This is a genomic window from Bifidobacterium tissieri, from assembly GCF_002259645.1.
GTDB lineage: Bacteria > Actinomycetota > Actinomycetes > Actinomycetales > Bifidobacteriaceae > Galliscardovia > Galliscardovia tissieri.
Genome location: NZ_MWWV01000003.1, coordinates 264,692 through 284,190 on the forward strand (window position 1 = coordinate 264,692; position 19,499 = coordinate 284,190).

General features: G+C 59.6%; 20 protein-coding genes. 16 read left to right on the forward strand and 4 right to left on the reverse strand.

The window, feature by feature from the left end:
• The first annotated feature begins 4 nt into the window (after positions 1-4).
• The 3 genes from BTIS_RS02615 to rpsI all read left to right on the forward strand — a co-directional run bounded on the left by BTIS_RS02615 (position 5) and on the right by rpsI (position 1,628).
• The gene (locus BTIS_RS02615; protein ID WP_258185485.1) at positions 5-478 is read left to right on the forward strand and encodes a very short patch repair endonuclease; all 474 of its coding nucleotides are present in this window, start codon (positions 5-7) and stop codon (positions 476-478) included.
• Positions 479-663: 185 nt separating this feature from the next.
• Complete coding sequence (gene rplM, locus BTIS_RS02620) at positions 664-1,113, forward strand: 50S ribosomal protein L13 (RefSeq protein WP_094662377.1); 450 nt, start codon at positions 664-666, stop codon at positions 1,111-1,113.
• A 29-nt stretch (positions 1,114-1,142) separates the two neighbouring features.
• Entirely contained in the window at positions 1,143-1,628 is a 486-nt protein-coding gene (gene rpsI, locus BTIS_RS02625) for a 30S ribosomal protein S9 (RefSeq protein WP_094662379.1), read from the forward strand.
• 142 nt (positions 1,629-1,770) lie between these two features.
• On the opposite strand, the gene glgX is transcribed toward rpsI, so the two are convergent.
• Positions 1,771-4,437 carry a glycogen debranching protein GlgX gene (glgX, locus tag BTIS_RS02630; protein WP_094662381.1) on the reverse strand — a complete coding sequence of 889 codons (2,667 nt, stop codon included), beginning with the start codon at positions 4,435-4,437 and terminating at the stop codon, positions 1,771-1,773.
• A gap of 394 nt (positions 4,438-4,831) precedes the next feature.
• On the opposite strand from glgX, the gene adhE reads away from it, so the two are divergent.
• Both adhE and BTIS_RS02640 read left to right on the forward strand, forming a co-directional pair.
• Entirely contained in the window at positions 4,832-7,564 is a 2,733-nt protein-coding gene (gene adhE, locus BTIS_RS02635) for a bifunctional acetaldehyde-CoA/alcohol dehydrogenase (protein WP_223848126.1), read from the forward strand.
• 341 nt (positions 7,565-7,905) lie between these two features.
• Positions 7,906-8,784 carry a GRP family sugar transporter gene (locus BTIS_RS02640; RefSeq protein WP_094662383.1) on the forward strand — a complete coding sequence of 293 codons (879 nt, stop codon included), beginning with the start codon at positions 7,906-7,908 and terminating at the stop codon, positions 8,782-8,784.
• A 500-nt stretch (positions 8,785-9,284) separates the two neighbouring features.
• On the opposite strand, the gene budA is transcribed toward BTIS_RS02640, so the two are convergent.
• From budA to BTIS_RS02655, 3 genes are all read right to left on the reverse strand, one after another.
• Positions 9,285-10,061 (reverse strand): acetolactate decarboxylase, encoded by a 777-nt coding sequence (budA, locus tag BTIS_RS02645; RefSeq protein WP_094662385.1) that lies wholly within the window; start codon positions 10,059-10,061, stop codon positions 9,285-9,287.
• Between the two features lie 263 nt (positions 10,062-10,324).
• Positions 10,325-11,308, reverse strand: a complete 984-nt coding sequence (locus BTIS_RS02650; RefSeq protein WP_143248844.1) for a hypothetical protein — start codon at positions 11,306-11,308, stop codon at positions 10,325-10,327.
• A gap of 747 nt (positions 11,309-12,055) precedes the next feature.
• Positions 12,056-12,958 carry a YwiC-like family protein gene (locus BTIS_RS02655; protein WP_094662389.1) on the reverse strand — a complete coding sequence of 301 codons (903 nt, stop codon included), beginning with the start codon at positions 12,956-12,958 and terminating at the stop codon, positions 12,056-12,058.
• Between the two features lie 1,316 nt (positions 12,959-14,274).
• On the opposite strand from BTIS_RS02655, the gene rpsJ reads away from it, so the two are divergent.
• Genes rpsJ through rpsQ form a run of 11 tightly spaced genes read left to right on the forward strand, consistent with a single transcriptional unit; the run spans position 14,275 to position 19,491 of the window.
• A complete protein-coding gene (rpsJ, locus tag BTIS_RS02660; RefSeq protein ID WP_006288664.1) occupies positions 14,275-14,583 on the forward strand; it encodes a 30S ribosomal protein S10 in 309 nt (102 codons plus the stop codon).
• A gap of 17 nt (positions 14,584-14,600) precedes the next feature.
• On the forward strand, positions 14,601-15,248 hold the full coding sequence (gene rplC, locus BTIS_RS02665) for a 50S ribosomal protein L3 (RefSeq protein WP_094662391.1): 648 nt from the start codon (positions 14,601-14,603) through the stop codon (positions 15,246-15,248).
• A gap of 5 nt (positions 15,249-15,253) precedes the next feature.
• Positions 15,254-15,913 (forward strand): 50S ribosomal protein L4, encoded by a 660-nt coding sequence (gene rplD, locus BTIS_RS02670; protein WP_375137741.1) that lies wholly within the window; start codon positions 15,254-15,256, stop codon positions 15,911-15,913.
• 5 nt (positions 15,914-15,918) lie between these two features.
• Positions 15,919-16,215, forward strand: coding sequence for a 50S ribosomal protein L23 (gene rplW, locus BTIS_RS02675; protein ID WP_094662395.1), 297 nt, complete (start codon positions 15,919-15,921; stop codon positions 16,213-16,215).
• A 30-nt stretch (positions 16,216-16,245) separates the two neighbouring features.
• Positions 16,246-17,076, forward strand: a complete 831-nt coding sequence (gene rplB, locus BTIS_RS02680; RefSeq protein WP_094662397.1) for a 50S ribosomal protein L2 — start codon at positions 16,246-16,248, stop codon at positions 17,074-17,076.
• Positions 17,077-17,091: 15 nt separating this feature from the next.
• Positions 17,092-17,370, forward strand: coding sequence for a 30S ribosomal protein S19 (gene rpsS, locus BTIS_RS02685; RefSeq protein WP_033490666.1), 279 nt, complete (start codon positions 17,092-17,094; stop codon positions 17,368-17,370).
• A 22-nt stretch (positions 17,371-17,392) separates the two neighbouring features.
• Positions 17,393-17,752 carry a 50S ribosomal protein L22 gene (gene rplV / locus BTIS_RS02690; protein ID WP_094662399.1) on the forward strand — a complete coding sequence of 120 codons (360 nt, stop codon included), beginning with the start codon at positions 17,393-17,395 and terminating at the stop codon, positions 17,750-17,752.
• Positions 17,752-18,549, forward strand: coding sequence for a 30S ribosomal protein S3 (gene rpsC, locus BTIS_RS02695; RefSeq protein ID WP_094662401.1), 798 nt, complete (start codon positions 17,752-17,754; stop codon positions 18,547-18,549). Before rplV ends, rpsC begins: the two co-directional genes overlap by 1 nt.
• Before the next feature lie 5 nt (positions 18,550-18,554).
• On the forward strand, positions 18,555-18,974 hold the full coding sequence (rplP, locus tag BTIS_RS02700) for a 50S ribosomal protein L16 (RefSeq protein ID WP_094662403.1): 420 nt from the start codon (positions 18,555-18,557) through the stop codon (positions 18,972-18,974).
• Positions 18,974-19,228, forward strand: coding sequence for a 50S ribosomal protein L29 (gene rpmC, locus BTIS_RS02705; RefSeq protein WP_094662405.1), 255 nt, complete (start codon positions 18,974-18,976; stop codon positions 19,226-19,228). Before rplP ends, rpmC begins: the two co-directional genes overlap by 1 nt.
• 2 nt (positions 19,229-19,230) lie before the next feature.
• Positions 19,231-19,491, forward strand: a complete 261-nt coding sequence (gene rpsQ, locus BTIS_RS02710; RefSeq protein WP_094662407.1) for a 30S ribosomal protein S17 — start codon at positions 19,231-19,233, stop codon at positions 19,489-19,491.
• Positions 19,492-19,499: the final 8 nt, after the last annotated feature.

Genomic DNA, 19,499 nt, shown 5'->3' on the forward strand with positions numbered 1-19,499 from the left:
GGCGGTGACCCGCAAGGCCGCGAAGGCCGGGGCACCGCCTTCGTCCGTACGGGGCGGAACCGAGAAATACGAACGCGGCACCCGCAGCTATACGATGTCGCACATCCGCGGCAAGGACACCTCGATTGAGGTGATGGTCCGCCGGTATCTGTTCTCCCGCGGCCTGCGATTCCGTAAGAACGATCGACGATATCCCGGTCATCCGGATGTCGTACTGCCAAAATGGCATACCGTCGTGTTCGTCAACGGCTGTTTCTGGCATATGCATGACGGGTGTTCCAAACATACGATGCCCAAGTCGAACGTGGAGTTCTGGACCGCCAAGCTCACCCGGAATCGTGAACGCGACCGACGTCAGCACGCCGAACTCGAGGCCATGGGGTGGCGGGTGATTGTGGTGTGGGAATGCGAACTCGACAAGGCAGTCAGACAGTCCCGTCTGGAGCGGCTTTACACCGAAATCACCGGCGTGTCGTGAGGTCAATGCGATTTTGACGAACTCGAAAAACGCGGTATGCTAATTGATTGTTGTGTTTCCCAGGGGTCCTTCAAAGCGCTGTCCCACTCGCCATTAGGACTTTCAGGGAGCCCACGGATAATGAGGCATGACGGATCTGACCAGTCCACGATTGCCCGGAACACAATAGACAGAAAAGGTATATCGTGAAAACTTTCACTCCGAAGGCTAACGATCTGACTCACGAGTGGTACGTCATCGACGCCACCGACGTGGTGCTCGGCCGTCTCGCGACCACCGTCGCCAACCTGCTGCGCGGCAAGAACAAGCCGACGTATGCTCCTCACGCCGACGGCGGCAACTTCGTTGTCATCGTCAACGCCGAGAAGATCGCCCTGTCCGGCAACAAGCTGGGCAAGAACCTGTACATGCACTCCGGTTTCCCGGGTGGCCTGCGCTCCGATTCCTACGGTGAGCTGCTCGAGAAGGATCCGGCTCGCATGATCAAGGCCGCGGTCAAGGGCATGCTCCCGAAGAACCGCCTCGCCAAGGTGCAGCTCGATCGTCTGCGCATCTATACCGGCCCGGAGCACCCGCACGCCGGCCAGCAGCCCGTCCAGTACGAGATCTCCCAGATCTCTCAGCAGGCTAAGTGATCTAGGACCGAAAGAAGGAGTAACCGATTATGGCTGAAAACACTTCCGCGGTCCAGGAGACCGAGACGGAGCTCACTGAGTACACTTCCGAGACCAACGCTGGTGCTGGCACCGGCACTTCCACGATCGCTCCGGGCTACGGCACCGGTCGTCGTAAGGAAGCCGTCGCCCGCGTGCGTCTGGTTCCCGGCACCGGCAAGTGGACCATCAACGGTCGCACGCTGGAAGAGCACTTCCCCGGCAAGATCCAGCAGCGTGAGGTGAACTCTCCGATCGTGCTGCTGAAGCTCGAGGGCAAGTTCGACGTGATCGTCCTCGTTGACGGTGGTGGCATCACCGGTCAGGCCGGCGCCATCCGCCTCGGCGTGGCTCGCGCTCTGAACGCCATCGATCGCGACGCCAACCGCGCCGCTCTGAAGAAGGCTGGCTTCCTGACCCGTGACGCCCGTGCGGTGGAACGCAAGAAGGCCGGTCTGCACAAGGCTCGTCGCGCCCCGCAGTTCTCCAAGCGCTAAAGCTTGCGGAATTGCCTGTGTGGCCGCGCACTGGTGTGGTCACACGGCGCCCAGCAATGGAAAACCCCTGTATTCCGTATGGAGTACAGGGGTTTTCCGTATTGCTACTGGTGATTGCGACGTTTACGGTCGCGGTCGGTCGTCAGTCGAATCTGCTTCGAGACCAGCTGATGATTTCCCGATTACCATTGCCGATCTGCTGGAACATGCTGATCGATAGTCCGGTGACCAGCCAAGGATCATTCTCGCGCTGATCGTCGCCGTTGCCCGTGCTGTTGCCGTTGCCCGTGCTGTTGCCGTTGCCCGTGCTGTCGCTATACGATTCATTGCCGGTCGTACGCTGCGACTGTCGTCCGGTTTCGCGCATCCGTTCGTTGATATCGTGATCTCGTCCCTGTTGATCGCTCTGATCGAACTGGTCATGGCCGCCATCCGCTGGCTTGTTGCGTTGCTGCACCAACCTCTGGATGCTTCCTGTAGGCACGGTCTGTGTCCATGTGACGATGTCGTTCTCCTCGTTCGTCGCCTTGCGCGCACGGGCCGAGTACTGATCGAACGCCTCGTCGACGCCATCGTTCTCGCTGAGATGGATCGGTGACGTTCCATCCACTTCTCCGGAACTCCACATCATGCGCCACTCGCAGTCCGGCGGCAGTGTGAATTCGGTTTCTTCGTCGATGCCGTTGACCACGATGGCCACGTCCGGCACTTCATCGGAGACCAGACGCATGGTGAAGCTGCGTTGCGCATTATTGAACCAGTCGTGTTCCATCGGTGTGGTGCCGTCGGGCAGGAACCATTTCACATGACTTGACGGTTTGGGCAGACCGAGCATGGAAAGTCTGGTGAAGAACTCCTCGTGATGGTACTGATCGATGGATTTGCGGAGCGCGATCAGGTCGTGTGTGAGCTCAAGGCGTTTGAGCTGTGGGGTGCGCTTGGTGGAATACAGCCAATCCCAGTCGAGCCAGCCGATGTTGCTGTCTTGACAGTAGGCGTTGTTGTTGCCGTACTGGGTGTTGCGGAATTCGTCGCCGGCAAGCAGCATGGGCGTTCCCAGACTCATCAGCACGGTGGCGATCATGTTCATGGCCGCGCGCTCTCGTTTGGCATCGATTTCAGGATCGTCGCTGGGGCCTTCCACGCCGAAGTTCACGGAATGGTTCACGTTGGAACCGTCGCGGTTGTCCTCGCCGTTCGCCTCGTTGTGCTTGGTCGAGTATCGGGTGAGATCGGTGACGGTGAATCCGTCGTGGCAGGAGACGAAGTTGATCGATGCGATCGCGCCGCGCCCGGGCTCGGTGGCGAAGAGATCGGCGGAGCCGCACAGTCGCGTGGCCATCTCCTGCATGCCGATGCTGTTGCTGTGCCCGCGGGAGAGGCTGTCGACGTCGGTGAGCCAGAACCGGCGGGTGGAATCGCGGAAATGATCGTTCCATTCGGCGAACGGTACGCCGAACTGTCCGGTTCTCCATCCGCCTTCGCCGATGTCCCACGGCTCCATGATCATCTTGAGATTGCCGAGGATCGGGTCGCTGCGCAGTGCGTACAGGAAGGGATGATGGCGACTGAATGTGCCTTCGAGTCGTGCCAGCGAGGCGCCGAGGTCGAATCGGAATCCGTCCACGCCGATGCGCTTGGCCCAGTAGCGCAGTGAGTCCACCGCATAGTTGATCACGCGGGTGTTGGTGAAGTCGAGCGTGTTGCCGCAGCCGGTGGTATCGACGAGCATGCCCGGGTTGTCGCCTCTGCGGCAGTAGTAGCTGACGGCGTCCAGTCCGCGCCAGCTGAGGGATGGGCCGTCCAACGCGCCTTCGCATGTGTGGTTGTACACCACGTCGAGAATGACCTCGATGCCGCCGGCGTGCAGCGCACGGACCATGTCGATGACCTCCTGGCGTACGGCCGCGGCACCTTTGCGTTGTGCGGTCTCGGTGGCGTACGACGGTTCCGGCGAGAAGTAGCCGAGCGTTGAGTATCCCCAGTAGTTGACGACCCCGCGTTCGGCGAGCCCGATCTCGGTCTGCTTGGCGAAGATGGGCAGCAGTTCCACCGAGGTGATGCCGAGGTTCTGCAGATAGGCGATGGTGGTGGGGTGGGCGAGTCCGGCGTAGGTGCCGCGCAGTTCCTTGTCCAGCCAGGGGGCGTTCTTGGTGAAGCCCTTGACGTGCAATTCGTAGACCACGGTTTTGCTCCACGGCACGTGCGGGTGTTCGGGATCGCCCTCGTGCTTGTGGATGTCACGGTCGTCGATGACCACGGAGTAGGGCATATGGCCGAGCGAGTCGAGCGTGCTCATCGCGCCGTCGTAGGCACCGTCGACGTGGCCGTTGGTCACGGTGCATTCGTAGGGGAAGATCTCGGGACCGATGTCAAGGTTTCCTTCGATGCCTTTGGCGTAGGGGTCAAGCAGGAACTTGTAGGGGTTGAACTGCACGCCGCGCTTGGGGGCCCAGGTGCCGTCCGCGCGATATCCGTATCGCATACCGGGTCGCGCTTTGGGCAGGTGCACGTACCACATGCCGTAGTTGGGGCCCTTCATACGGAAGAGTGTTTCACGGCAGTACTGTTTTTCGAGGATGCGTGAGCAGACGGGGAACTGTCGGATCTGTTCGTGGAACGGCATGGTCGAATTCTTGGGCAGTTCGGTGGCGACGTCGTAGAAGTCACTCGGCTGATCCAGGGACTCGATCACGCTGAGCCACACCTGGTCGGCGGTGTCGGACCAGACCACGGCGTCTGCTCCTCCCTCATCCGTAAGGAACATGCCTGGTCGTGTGGCATACCGATGCAAAGATGTCTTTTCCATACTTCAATTATCCCCGTTTCGATCACGATACGGGATTACGGGACGACACGCGGGTGTCAGTTGTTGAATGTCTTACGGGCGATAGGGGATTGTCAGTTTTTAAACGTTGAAATTCCAACGTTTTTATGTAATGGTCATGGTGACTTCATCGCTTTTTGAAAACACTTTTATAAAACTTTGCCGTTCTGGTTGGCGTGTTGTGATCGGAGATGTTATCGTGAGGTACATCACATCTTCGGATGTGATGTAATCCGAAAACGTCCGCAAAACGAACATCAGTTTTGTGATCTTTTGCGCCCTTTTTCGGGTCGGTACACACATCGCACCCGGCCATTGATCCGGCCGTGTGCCCGCATCAAGCATGAAGTTTTGGATACCCGATCAAGGAGGACACGTGGTCGCATCCAAGAAGGCGGAAGCCGCTCCCGTCGCATCCCAGGTCTCTGACATGACCCCTGCCGAGCAGGAGGTCGACACCCTTGTCAAGAAGGCGCTGGTCGCTCTCGACAAGTTCGAGCAGCTCGACCAGAAGCAGGTTGACCGCATCGTGGCCAAGGCCTCCATCGCAGCGCTGAACAAGCACCTCGTGCTTGCCAAGCTGGCGGTTGAGGAGACCGGCCGTGGTCTGGTGGAGGACAAGGCCACCAAGAACATCTTCGCCTGTGAGCACGTCACCAACCACCTCGCCCGCCAGCGCACCGTCGGCATCATTCGCGAGGACGACGTCGAAGGCATCACCGAGATCGCCGAGCCCGTCGGCGTGGTCGCCGGCGTCACCCCGGTCACCAACCCCACCTCCACCGCCATTTTCAAGTCCCTTATCGCACTGAAGACCCGCTGCCCGATCGTCTTCGGTTTCCACCCCGGCGCACAGAAGAGCTCCGTGGAAGCCGCTCGCATCGTGCGTGACGCCGCCATCGCGGCCGGCGCCCCCGAGGACTGCATCCAGTGGATCGAGCACCCGTCCATCGACGCGACCGGCGCGCTTATGAAGCACCCCGGCATCGCCACCATCCTCGCCACCGGTGGTCCCGGCATGGTCAAGGCAGCCTACACCTCCGGCAAGCCCGCCCTCGGCGTGGGTGCCGGCAACGCTCCCGCCTACGTGGCCCCGGACGCCGACATCGTGCGCACCGCCAACGATCTGGTGCTGTCCAAGCATTTCGACTACGGCATGATCTGCGCCACCGAGCAGGCCGTGATCGCCGACAAGTCCGTGTATGAGCCGCTGCTCGCCGAGATGAAGCGCCGCAAGGCCTACTTCGTCAACGCCGAGGAGAAGGCCAAGCTGGAGAAGTACATGTTCGGCGTCACCGCCTACGAGTACGAGGGCCAGAAGACCAAGCTCAACTCCGTGGTCCCGGGCAAGTCCCCGCAGTTCATCGCCCACGCCGCCGGATTCGAGATTCCGGAGGATGCCACCATCCTCGCCGCCGAGTGCAAGGAAGTCGGCGAGATGGAGCCGCTGACCATGGAGAAGCTCGCTCCGGTCCAGGCCTTCCTGCGTTCCGACAACAAGGAAGACGCCTTCGAGATGTGCGAGAAGATGCTGCAGCACGGCGCAGGCCACACCGCGGCGATCCACACCAACGATCAGGATCTGGTCAACGAGTACGGCAACCGCATGCACGCCTGCCGCATCATCTGGAACTCCCCGAGCTCCCTCGGTGGCATCGGCGACATCTACAACGCCATCGCCCCGTCGCTGACCCTCGGCTGCGGCTCCTACGGCGGCAACTCCGTCTCCGGCAACGTCCAGGCCGTCAACCTCATCAACATCAAGCGTGTCGCTCGGAGGAACAACAACATGCAGTGGTTCAAGATCCCGGCCAAGACCTACTTCGAGCCGAATGCGATCAAGTACCTGCGCGACATGGGCGACGTGAACCGCGTCGTCATCGTCTGCGACAAGGTCATGCTCGACCTCGGCGTGGTGGAGAAGGCCATTCAGCAGCTGCGTCTGCGTCCGAACCACGTCGACTACCGCATCATCGACTACGTCGAGCCGGAGCCCTCCGTCGACACCGTCGAGCGTGGCGCCGCCATGATGCGTGACGAGTTCCAGCCCGACACCATCATCGCCATCGGCGGTGGTTCCCCGATGGATGCCGCCAAGATCATGTGGCTGCTGTACGAGCACCCGGAAATCGAGTTCTCCGATATCCGCGAGAAGTTCTTCGATATCCGTAAGCGTGCGTTCAAGCTGCCCGAGCTTGGCAAGAAGGCCCGCCTGGTGTGCATCCCGACCTCCTCCGGAACCGGCTCCGAGGTCACGCCGTTCGCTGTGATCACCGATCACAAGACCGGCTACAAGTACCCGATCACCGACTACGCGCTGACCCCGTCCGTGGCCATCGTCGATCCGGTGCTCGCCCGCACCCAGCCGCGCAAGCTGGCCTCCGATTCCGGCTTCGACGCCCTGACCCACTCCTTCGAGGCCTACGTCTCCGTGTACGCCAACGACTTCACCGACGGCATGGCCCTGCACGCCGCCAAGCTGATCTGGGACAATCTGGAGACCTCCGTGAAGGAAGGCGCATCCAACCCGCTGGCTCAGGAGAAGATGCACAACGCCGCCACCATGGCCGGCATGGCGTTCGGTTCCGCGTTCCTCGGTATGTGCCACGGCATGGCGCACACCATCGGCGCGCTGTGCCACATCGCCCATGGTCGCACCAACTCCATCCTGCTGCCGTACGTGATCCGCTACAACGGCCAGATCCCGGACGAGCCGACCAGCTGGCCGAAGTACAACAAGTACGTGGCCCCGCAGCGCTACCAGGAGATCGCCAAGAACCTTGGCATCGATCCCGGCCGCACTCCGGAGGAGGGCGTCGAGAACCTGGCCCGCGCCGTCGAGGACTACCGCGATAACAAGCTTGGAATGGATCGCTCCTTCAAGGCCGCCGGCGTTGACGAAGAGTACTTCTGGAGCGTGCTTGAGCAGATCGGCATGCGCGCCTACGAGGACCAGTGCACCCCGGCCAACCCGCGCATCCCGATGATCGAGGACATGAAGGACATCGCCATCGCCGCCTACTACGGCGTCTCCCAGGCCGAGGGCCACGCCAAGCGCGTGGAACGCGAAGGTCTCAGGGCCGTCGAGGAAGCCTCCCAGCGCGACTGAGTTCCAGCCTTTCACGCCGAACGAGATTCGCCGGCGTGAAAGGAGCTGCCGAGGCGGCTGATTGAAGCTGACTGCCGATGATGTCCTCGGCTGAACATTCAGCGTTCAAGCAGCATTCGTAGCATTGAAGGTCTCTTGGAATCCAATGATTCCAAGAGACCTTTTTGCTTTTCGTGTGTCATGTGTTGTTGTGGGCCGCGTGCCGTATGTTGCGTGTCGTGTGCGGAACGGCCATATGCCGGATGCTTTTCACACCCGTCTGTAAACATATGCAGTGCTGTTTTTATAATCGTCCCGAAGCGTTATGAGAACGATTAAAATCAGGGAATGGGAACCGAATCATGGATCTTGTACTGGCCGCAACGCCCTCGTTGGTATGGGGCATCTACGCGCTGATTCTGCCGGTGATCGGCGGAACATCACGACATCAGACATTTGGCGTCACCATCGGATGTCTCGTATTTGCGTTGATTGCATTTCCATTTGTTCCGCATCATTACACACTGCTCACAGTGCTGATCAGCTTCCTGTCAGGTATTTTCTGGTCCATCGGCAACTACGGGCAGATCTGCGGATTCAAGGAGATCGGTGTGTCCAGCACCATGCCGATCTCCACCGGCGAGCAGCTGATCGGCACCAGTCTTGTTGGCGTGCTCTTCCTCGGCGACTGGGCGTCCGCTGAAGCGAAGACAGTTGGATTCATCGCGATCGCACTGTTCATCGTCGGTGTGGTGTTCACGTCATATGTGGAACGGCGCGGTGCCGACGGCACTGTCGGCGACGACAGCCGCGCGAACAATATGATTACCGGACTGACGGTCATCACCATATCCTCGTTGAGCTTCATCGCCTATGTCGCGGTCATCCAGCTGTTTTCGATCAATTCGTTCGACGCGATGCTCCCGCAGGCGGTGGGTATGTTCGTCGGCGGCCTCGTCATCGGCATCCGCGAGCCGGGCAAGCGTTCCAAGCGGACCCTTCTGCTCATAATTCCGGGCATGCTGTGGGCCATCGGCAATCTCATCCTCATGATCTCCAACAGTCGACTCGGCGTGGCCATCAGCTTCCCGATGTCGCAGATGGGACTCATTATCTCCACGATCGGCGGCATGGTGTTCCTGCATGAACGCAAGACGCGCAAGGAGAAGATCTCCATATCCGTCGGTCTGGTATTCGTGGTCGTCGGTATTGCGCTCGTCGCGCTGACGAAAACCATGTAAGGCGATGACCCGGCCGTGGCTCTGTCATGGCATTTGTGTGGCCCTGCGCGATGGTGATGATCGCCGGGCTACTGAATACGACGTCCCGTTATCCCTGTTCCAGCAGAGCAGGGATAACGGGACGTTCTATTTGCGGTGTCGACGGTGTGGTCGAGAACTGTCAACAAACATATTTGCGTGACTGTTTCACGTGAAACGTGTTTCTGCACTAGTGTGCAAAAAAGTATCAGTGCCGTCGTGATTGTGCCGCCAGCATGAAACTATCCCGTTTGCTGGAAAACCGCATGATGACAAGTCTGAACGACCGTTGCGCCGTATGGCCAGTCATGTCTTCTTCCCGCATACGCGCCGCAAGCCACTGCATTGAACCGCTGGGCAGTTTTTTCCTACCATGTCACGCGACAAGGGAGGAACATGCATATGGAACGACTGCACAATGACCGACGGCATGCTGAATCTGGATACCGTCGTGTCAACCGTGTCGGGCTTGCCGGAAACGTCTAATTCACATCCTCGCGCCGCGGTTCCCGTTCGGCCTTGGCCAGTGCCGCGGCGATCGGATCGTTCGAAAAATCATGGCTGCGATAATCCGGATCATCCACCGGCAGATGCTGCACCAGCGTATCGAACACCTGACTGAGGATTTCACCGCGCTCGAGCACGGCATCAAGCACATGACCGCCGATCGAATGGTCGTCGGACAGGAAATGCTCGTGGAAGCCGGCCACGGCCGCGCCATTGAACATGAGCGGCGAAAAGTACCCGAGCATGGTGCCCTTCACGTCGTGTCCGAGGAACATGGCCTGCTGGTCGGCCACCTGCTCCAGCGTAGGGTAGGGGGCCTGCTGCTTGATCACGGCACGCGTCTTGATGAAACTGAATGTGCCACGCACAATCACGGAGAAGAACGTGTTCGCCCTGCCATTGGCCGCCACGATCCTCTTGTTGAGCTCCTCCAGACCGATATCGGCCCGCTCGCACTGGTATTGGAACGCGGCACGATGCACGCTGGCGAACGGCAACGTGAAATCGTCGGGTACGATTTCCGCTTTGCCGCTTTGCCCCACCTTGTAGGCCACGCCGTCGAGGATGATCAGCTCGCCGTCCAACCCTTCACCGGTACCGATGCCGGTATCGCCGTGGGTGAGCAGCTCGCCGATCGTGGTGGTGCCCTCCAGCAGCCCGGGGACGAGTTGCGCGAGCGTGCCGTGCTGGTACAGCACGTTGGCGTCGCGTTCGGTGATCGGCTTGATGTTCGAAGCATGGGATTGTGTCACATTCCAACCCTACGACGAATGCCCGATTCCGGTCCACCCCGTTCCACACGATGAGGGGTGTGTCCTGAAGGCCTGACTTCCAATCTGGATCCGTACTTGTGCCTGTTCTGTGTCTATTTGATTTGTGTCTATCTGGCTTGTGCCTGACTTGTGTCTATCTGCATTTATCTGACTTGTATTTATCTGCCCCGACCTGTGTCATCGCCATTCTTGCATCATCGACGGCCGGGCTGTTGGAATCAACGGTTCCGTCGCCAATCGTGTCAAACGATGACATCCGTGGAAACCGCGGAATCCGTGACGCGGGGTACACCCGCCCACTCCAGTTTCCGTACAAGATCGGTCCGTCGATACGCCTCGACGAACGAGAACCTCACCATTGAGGTCACTGTCATACGAATACGTTCCTCCCGTTCCTTCTCAGCGATGATCGTGTCGGGCAGACTGCCATTGCGGTACATCGTTTCGTCGCGATATTTGATCCGCCCGTCGAGTTCGGCGACGATGGACCGCCCGTCGCCCGTCCGCCAGAAGAAATCGACGCGATCAGGATTCCCGTTTTCGTTGACGCATGGCATTGCCACCTGTAACTGCGGTGGTGTGAATCCCTCCTCGATCATTACGGCCAACGCGTATGCCTCGCCGCCGTTCTCGGTCCTGCCGGACGCGTACTGCAGTGCATGCAGAGCGCGTCGGCGACTGCGTCCCTCTTCGCTGCGGAATATGCGATGCAATTCGTCCAGTGTGATGATTCGCTGTCGCAATGCCGATTCGATTATTGGCAGCGCGTCGGGAAACGTCAGCCAGCGAGCGCAGTCGAACATCGTTCTGCCGAGTGTGGTCACGCGTACGTCGTCCACTATGACGTGTTCGTCGGATCGGAGGTAGTGATTGTGCATGATGTGGTTGCTGCGGACCATGGCGTTGACCGGCATGACTCGGTGTATTTCCTTCATCTGACGTAGCGAATCGCAGATGCCGTGCATGACCGCTGCAGTCGGGCCGCCGAAGACCCAACGGGGGTGGATCCTTGCCAGTGTGCGGATGTGGTGCCGGAATCGTTCGATGTGCGGCAACTGCTGCCAGTATTCCGTACGTGCGAAGCACCGTATTCCGACGCGGACGAGTTCTCCGGCGGCTTCCCGTCGTTGCAACATGCGGCGTTGCGTGTCACTGGTGCTCCAGATGCAGAGTCTGTTGGCTTCCGCCTCGCTGAGGAGCCTGTTGAGTTTGCTGTTCGTTCTCATGCCGCCGACGATATCGGCGTAGGCGTCGAAAAGTCCAGCACAATCAACGAATGTGGTCGAATGTGGGTCCCGCAGGTCTCTGCGGGGTCTCCGTGCGGGCTCTGCACGCCGGTCTGGGTATAACCATGTCATGAAGAGAGGGGAATCGGTGTCTTCGTGACATGGTTATACCCAGATTCGTTGTTATGAGCCGGTTTGGCCCAGAGATATTCGACCGGGTTGACCCAGAAGGTTGGGTTGATGTCCGGTTATGCCCAGATTCCTGTCTCGGTATACCCAGAGCGATGTCTTGGAACACCCAGATTCCTGTCCTGATATACCCAGACCGCTGTCCCGAAATACCAAGACTCCAGTGCTCATATACTCAGATGCACGAGACGGCCGTCCAGAATCTCTTTTTGATCCGACCGCATATCCGGATATACCCAAGCTCTTGTCCTGCATATATCCCGTATAATCTCGATCTCTATTCCTGATACATCCAGATCGGTGTCTGGACATCCCCAGATCGGTGTTCAGATATCTCGGATTATGTCTGGAATGATCGAGATCCTAGGACTGATGCGCCGGGGGAATTTCAGCAGACTGTTCATGACGTTGATCCATCCCCCCTCAAATAACGGCGGCATGTCTGCTGCCAGACATGAAATGGTCCGGTCGATCTCGGCATCCCCATTCACTTCGTAGTAGTTGGCGCATGCAAGGAGAGACGTCATGGACGGATGTTTCGGACCGCAGAATCGTATATCAGCCGACCATCGCAGGGACGGTAATGATCACCACGACAAAGGTCATGAGAATGGTGACGAGTTCGGTCATGCCCACGATGACGGGTTTCGTCTTCCGTCGTCGATCGACCAACGGAAGAATAATCGAACGGGCCAGCAGCATCAGACCCATGCCGCACAGCCATGGGTCGGTCAGGAATCCTCCGACGACGAGACACATATGCCATATCCAAGACGCGAACAGATACGCGCGATTGCCGCGCTCGCGGATCATGGTTTTGACGAACAGCACAGATCCGAATTCATAGAGAGCGAGGATGAGCGCGGCGATCATTCCGTCCGCCGGCAATGGGGGAGATGTCCATTGACTGGCGACCAGACTCGTCCATGACGAGCCGTTGGGTGCCGCGGGACCGATCCAGCAGATGATGACGGTCATGCAGCAGGCGGCGAGTATGACGACGATGTTCGCCCAGATCGAGCGTTCCTGACGACGTTTTGCGGCCACGAATGACAATAGGGCGAGCACAGCGAGCGGGGGTGCCCACAGCAGGACATCTGGATGCGCGATGACGAACGGTATACCGATCACGGCAAGAACCGCCGTATACAGGATCGTTGGCGGCAGATATCGGCGTGAATACCGGGATTTGAGCCAACGTGCGGTCGTGTATTGCACGCAATAACAGAGTATCCAACAGATCAACAGCCAGATGGTGGTGACGTTTGCTCCGGCGAGCACCACGCCGGCCAGTGCGGGGATGATCGCCATGGCCCAGGCTCCCGGCTGCGATGGAATCCAGTCGCGTACGGTGAGTGGTTTGAGTGGTTTGGGTGTACTCGGCTTATGGTGTGACGGCTGCGGGAGTGACGGCTGTGCCGGCGGGTTCTGGTTCTGAGCGTTGGCTGCGGAATCTGACATGTCCCCAACCGTAGGCCATATTCCCTAACCGGTCCAGACTCGTCCGGGATGGTATCTGCAGACGGTTCTGGGCATAACCATGTCACGAAGACACCACATTCCCCCTCCTCATGACATGGTTTTACCCAGATTCGTTGTTATGACCCGGTTTGACCCAGAGATATTCGACAGGTTTGACCCAGAAGGTTGGGCTGGTGTCCGGGTATACCCAGACACCAGTCCCGGTATACCCAGATTCATGTCTTGATATACCCAGATTGATGTCCGGATATACCCGGAGATGTGTGATGGTCGCATGGGAATCATTCCCTGACGTGGCCGGGTGTCCGGGTATACACAGATTTCTGTCCTGAAAAACCCAGATCGGTGGTAGAGCACACCTAAGAATCTGTCCTGCTGCACCGGGAAGTGCGGCATAGGAAGAATCCTTTCCTTGGTGTGCCCGATGCGGGTATGTCGTTTTGCGGTCCTGGACCTTCCAGATCGGTGCTCGATGTCGGCATTGTGATCCGGGGATACCGATTAAGGTCTTGATATGCCCGGATCGGCTAGGGCACACCTGGGGAATGATCCTGCGCTTGGGATGGTGTCCGGACATCTCGGTTGAGATGTGCGGACTTGGAAAGTCGTGTAACGCCCGGAAGTGTGGATGGGTCGTCCGGGGCCTTATTATCTATAGATTACTTATGCGCTCCGATGCCGGAATAGGCCGGATTGATATTGTGAAGCACTCAGATCTGTTCAAATATGCCTAGATCGAGGTTAGGTAATATTCAGATGACAGATAATTTCAGTCCCGAGGACTTCAACAGATATCTTGGACAGATGACGGTGGTCGGGCCGAATAGTACCGCTAAGCCGTGAAGCGGACGATCCGGTGGATTGTCCGTAGGCGATGCGAGCGCGATTGACGAGCGCGAGGCCTTGGAAAATCAAGCATGAGGGCGTGCGACACGTCTGCTGAGCCGTTGGGAGACAGTCCGGTGGACTGTCGAGTAGGCTCAGGTGGAGCGATCCCGGCGGATCGCGGAGCCTGATGGGAATGCGGCAAATCCGGGCGCGACACGCCCGGATTTTCCTAGGGCAGGGTTTGTGCTTTAATAAAGAAGTTGCCTGTTTTTGGGCTCGCAAAATTGTTTATTCAAAAGCGAGCATGGCACGGAGATCCACACATTTGAATGGGTTTTCGCATGGCCATGCACTGATACGGTTAGGCCGCTTCATGGGAAGGGATTCCGAAGTGGGCCGCGCCTTGACGTGCCCTAGAGAAACAGGCTGGTAATAGTCAAGAAATTCGCAAGAAAGGGCGGACGGCAATGGCGGGACAGAAAATCCGCATCAGGCTTAAGTCCTATGACCATGAGGTCATCGACCAGTCGGCGAAGAAAATCGTCGAGACGGTCACGAACGCGGGCGCAACCGTAGTTGGCCCGGTTCCTCTGCCGACCGAGAAGAACGTGTTTGTCGTTATCCGTTCTCCTCACAAGTACAAGGATTCCCGCGAGCACTTCGAGATGCGCACCCACAAGCGCCTCATTGACATCGTTGACCCGACGCCTAAGGCTGTCGACTCTCTGATGCGTCTCGACCTGCCGGCGGACGTGAACATCGAGATCAAGCTGTAAGGGAGGAGGGGACCGTCATGAGCAACAACATCAAGAACGCGCTGCTGGGCAAGAAGCTCGGCATGTCTCAGGTGTGGGACGAAAACGGCTTCTTCGTGCCCGTCACGCTGGTGGATGTCTCCACCAACGTGGTTACGGCTGTTAAGACCGAGGAAACCGACGGCTACAAGGCCGTGCAGATCGGCTACGGCCAGATCGATCCGACCAAGGTGACCAAGCCGCTCGCCGGTCACTTCGCCAAGGCCGGTGTGACCCCGCGTCGTCACCTGGTGGAGTTCCGCACGGAGGAAGCTGAAGACTTCCAGCCGGGCCAGGAGCTGACCGCCGAGGTGTTCGCCGAGGGCTCCAAGGTCGACGTCACCGGCACCACCAAGGGTAAGGGCTTCGCCGGTACCATCAAGCGTTGGGGATTCAAGTCCTACCGCCGTACTCACGGTTCTCACAAGAACGAGCGCCGTCCCGGCTCCGTCGGTGCATGCGCCACCCCGGGCCGCATCCTCAAGGGCAAGCGCATGGCCGGTCGTATGGGCCATGTCACCAACACCACGCTGAACCTGACCGTCGTCTCCTCTGACGTCGAGAACGGCATCATCGCCATCAAGGGCGCCATCCCCGGCCCCAAGGGCGCTATCGTCGTGGTTCGTTCCGCAGTGAAGGGAGCCTGATCATCATGGCTATTTCTCTGAACATCACTAGCGCTGAAGGCCAGAACGGCACCGTCGAAGCTCCTGAGGAACTGTTCGGCATTTCCGCTGAGGAAGTGCGCAACCACATTCCGCTGGTGCACCAGGTTGTCATCGCACAGCTCGCGGCCGCCCGTCAGGGCACTCACGCCACGAAGAACCGTGCGAAGATCTCCGGCGGTGGCAAGAAGCCGTGGAAGCAGAAGGGCACCGGTCGTGCTCGTCAGGGCTCCATCCGCGCCCCGCAGTGGGCTCACGGCGCCATCGCCCACGGTCCGCAGCCGCGCGATTACTCGCAGCGCACCCCCAAGAAGATGAAGGCCGCCGCCCTTCGCTACATGCTCTCCGATCGCGCCAACGCCGGTCGCGTGCATGTCGTGAACTTCGGCATCGGCGAGACCCCGTCCACCAAGGCCGCCAAGGCCGTTCTGGATCCGGTCGTCGCGAACCGCTTCACCACCATCGTGTTCTCCCGCGAGAACATCAACGAGTGGCTGTCGGTCCGCAACCTCGCCTACGTGCACCCCATCTTCGCCGATCAGCTCAACACCTATGATGTGGTGACCGCTGAGGACGTCGTCTTCACCAAGGAAGGCTTCGAGGCTTTTGTTGCCGCGAAGACCGGCAAGGCTGAGAAGGAGGCCTGATTCCAATGGCAGCAATTCACAAGCCCGCACACGACATCATCATCAAGCCTGTCGTCTCTGAGAAGAGCTACGCCAACTCCGACATGGGCCAGTACACCTTCGTGGTGGCCCCGAACGCGAACAAGGTGCAGATCAAGCAGGCTATCGAGCAGATCTTCAATGTCAAGGTGACGAACGTCAACACCCTCAACCGCGCCGGCAAGCGCGTCCGTACCCGTGCAGGCTTCGGCCAGCGCGTGAACGAGAAGCGCGCCATCGTTACCGTCGCCGAGGGCCAGACCATCGACATCTTTGGTAACTGAAGGCTAGCCGAGAAAGTTAGGAACTAAATTATGGCTATCCGTACATACAAGCCGACGTCTGCAGGCCGTCGCAACGCCTCCGTTTCGGATTTCTCCGAGATCACGCGTTCCACGCCTGAGAAGTCGCTGGTCCGCAAGCTGAGCAAGACCGGTGGTCGTAACTCCTACGGCCGCATGACCTCCCGCCATCGCGGCGGCGGTCACAAGCGCCAGTACCGTCTCATCGACTTCCGTCGCTGGGACAAGGACGGCGTGCCCGCCAAGGTCGCCGAGATCGAATACGATCCGAACCGTTCCGCTCGCATCGCCCTGCTGCACTACGCAGATGGCGAGAAGCGTTACATCATCGCCCCCGAGGGCGTCAAGCAGGGTGACCGCATAGAGACCGGCGAGAACGCCGATATCAAGCCGGGCAACAACCTGCCGCTGAAGAACATCCCGACCGGTACCGTGGTGCACGCCATCGAGCTGCGCCCGCTGGGTGGCGCGAAGATCGCCCGCTCCGCCGGTGCCGCCGTGCAGCTCGTCGCCAAGGACGGTGCCTACGCCCAGCTGCGTATGCCGTCCGGAGAAATCCGTAACGTCGACGCTCGCTGCCGTGCAACCGTCGGTGAGGTGGGCAACTCCGAGCACGCCAACATCGAGCTCGGTAAGGCCGGTCGTGCCCGCTGGATGGGCAAGCGCCCGATCACCCGTGGTGAGTCCATGAACCCGGTCGATCACCCGCACGGTGGTCGTACTCGTGGTGGCAAGCCGCCGGTGTCTCCGTGGGGCAAGGGCGAGGTTCGTACTCGTCGCCCGAAGAAGGCTTCGAACAAGATGATTGTTCGTCGTCGTCCGTCCGGCAAGAACCGCAAGTAAGGGAGTGTCGAAAAGATGACTCGTAGCATCAAGAAGGGCCCCTTCGTCGACGCCCATTTGCAGAAGAAGGTCGACGAGCAGAACGAGAAGGGCACCAAGAACGTCATCAAGACGTGGTCCCGCCGTTCGATGATCACCCCTGATTTCATCGGACACACGTTCGCAGTCCACGATGGCCGCAAGCACGTCCCGGTGTTCGTCACCGAGGCCATGGTCGGTCATAAGCTCGGTGAGTTCGCCCCCACGCGCACCTTCAAGGGTCACGTGAAGGACGACAAGAAGGCACGCCGCTAAAGGCGAGGAGAGTAAAGACGTTATGGAAGCTAAAGCAATCGCTCGTCACGTCCGCGTGACGCCGCGCAAGGCTCGCCGCGTCGTCGACCTCATCCGAGGCAAGCAGGCGACCGAAGCGGTGACCATCCTCAAGTTCGCTCCGCAGGACGCGGCCCTTCCGGTCCGCAAGGTTCTGGAGAGCGCCATCGCCAACGCCCGCGTGAAGGCCGACAAGGCCGGCGAAGCGTTCCGCGAGAACGATCTGGTGGTTAAGGAAACGTTCGTCGACGAGGGCGTTACCATGAAGCGATTCCGCGCACGTGCCCAGGGCCGTGCCGCTCGCATCAACAAGCGCACCAGCCACATCACGGTTATCGTCGCCGACAAGGAAGGAGCCCGATAATGGGTCAGAAGATCAACCCGTTTGGGTACCGTCTGGGCGTGACCGAATCCCACCGCAGCCGTTGGTTCTCCGATTCCAACAAGGCCGGTGAGCGTTACAGTGACTTCGTTCTCGAAGACGACAAGATCCGCAAGGCTCTGAACGCCGATCTTGAGCGTGCGGGCGTTTCCCGCATCGTGATCGAGCGCACTCGCGACCGCGTGCGTGTGGACATCCACACCGCTCGTCCGGGTATCGTCATCGGTCGTCGTGGCGCCGAGGCCGACAAGGTCCGCGCCAAGCTCGAGAAGCTGACTGGCAAGCAGGTCCAGCTCAACATCTTCGAGGTCAAGAACGCCGCCATCGATGCCCAGCTCGTGGCTCAGGGCATCGCCGAGCAGCTCACCAACCGCGTGACCTTCCGTCGCGCCATGCGCAAGGCCCAGCAGGATGCCATGCGCGCCGGTGCCAAGGGTATCCGAATCAAGCTCTCCGGCCGTCTCGGCGGCGCTGAAATGAGCCGTTCGGAGTTCTACCGCGAAGGTCGTGTGCCGCTGCAGACGCTGCGCGCCCTCATCGACTACGGCTTCTTCGAAGCTCGCACCACCTACGGCCGCATCGGCGTGAAGGTGTGGATCTACAAGGGCGACATGACCGAGCGTGAGTTCGAGGAGCAGCAGGCTCAGCAGAACAACGGCCGTGGTCGCCGCGGTGACCGCCGTCCGCGTCGTGGCTCCCGCAACAACGCCCAGGCCAAGGCCGCTCCGGCTCAGGCCGAGGCCAAGGAAGCCGTTCCCGCCACGGAAGCAAAGGAGTAACCCAGATGCTTATTCCGAAGAGGACTAAATATCGCAAGCAGCACCGTCCTGTCCGTAAGGGCATGTCCAAGGGCGGCAACGAGATCGCTTTCGGCGATTTCGGTATCCAGGCGCTGGCTCCGGCTTACGTGACCAACCGCCAGATCGAGGCAGCTCGTATCGCCATGACCCGTTACATCAAGCGTGGCGGTCGTGTGTGGATCACGATCTTCCCGGATCGTCCGCTCACCAAGAAGCCGCTCGGTACCCGAATGGGTTCCGGTAAGGGCACCCCGGAGTTCTGGATCGCCAACGTGCGTCCGGGCCGCGTGATGTTCGAAATCGGCGGTGTCTCGGAGGAAGTCGCACGCGAGGCTCTGCGCCGCGCCGTGGACAAGCTCCCCATGAAGTGCAGGATCATTGCTCGTGAAGGTGGTGACAACTGATGGCAGTCGGTACCGCTGATTACACCATTCAGAATCTCAACGCTAAGACCAACGCGGAGATCGAAGAGGCCCTGAAGACCTCCAAGGAAGAGCTGTTCAACCTGCGCTTCCAGAACGCGACCGGTCAGCTCGACAACACTTCGCGTCTCAAGGCCGTGAAGCGTGACATCGCCCGCATGTACACGGTTCTGCGTGAGCGCGAGCTCGGCATCTCCGAGGCTCCCGCGGAATCCGAGAAGACTGAGGAGAAGTAAGCATGGCTGAAGAGCGCAACTTCCGCAAGACTCGCCGTGGCTATGTCGTGTCCGAAACCATGGATAAGACCGTCACGGTCGAGCTCGAGCACCGTTCGACCCACCCGCTGTACGGCAAGGTCGTCCGCACCACCAGCAAGGTCAAGGTCCATGATGAACACAACGAAGCCCACGTTGGCGACCTCGTGAGTATTATGGAAACTCGGCCCATTAGCAAGACGAAGCGCTGGCGTCTGGACGCCATCGTGGAGCGCGCCAAGTAAACAAAGTT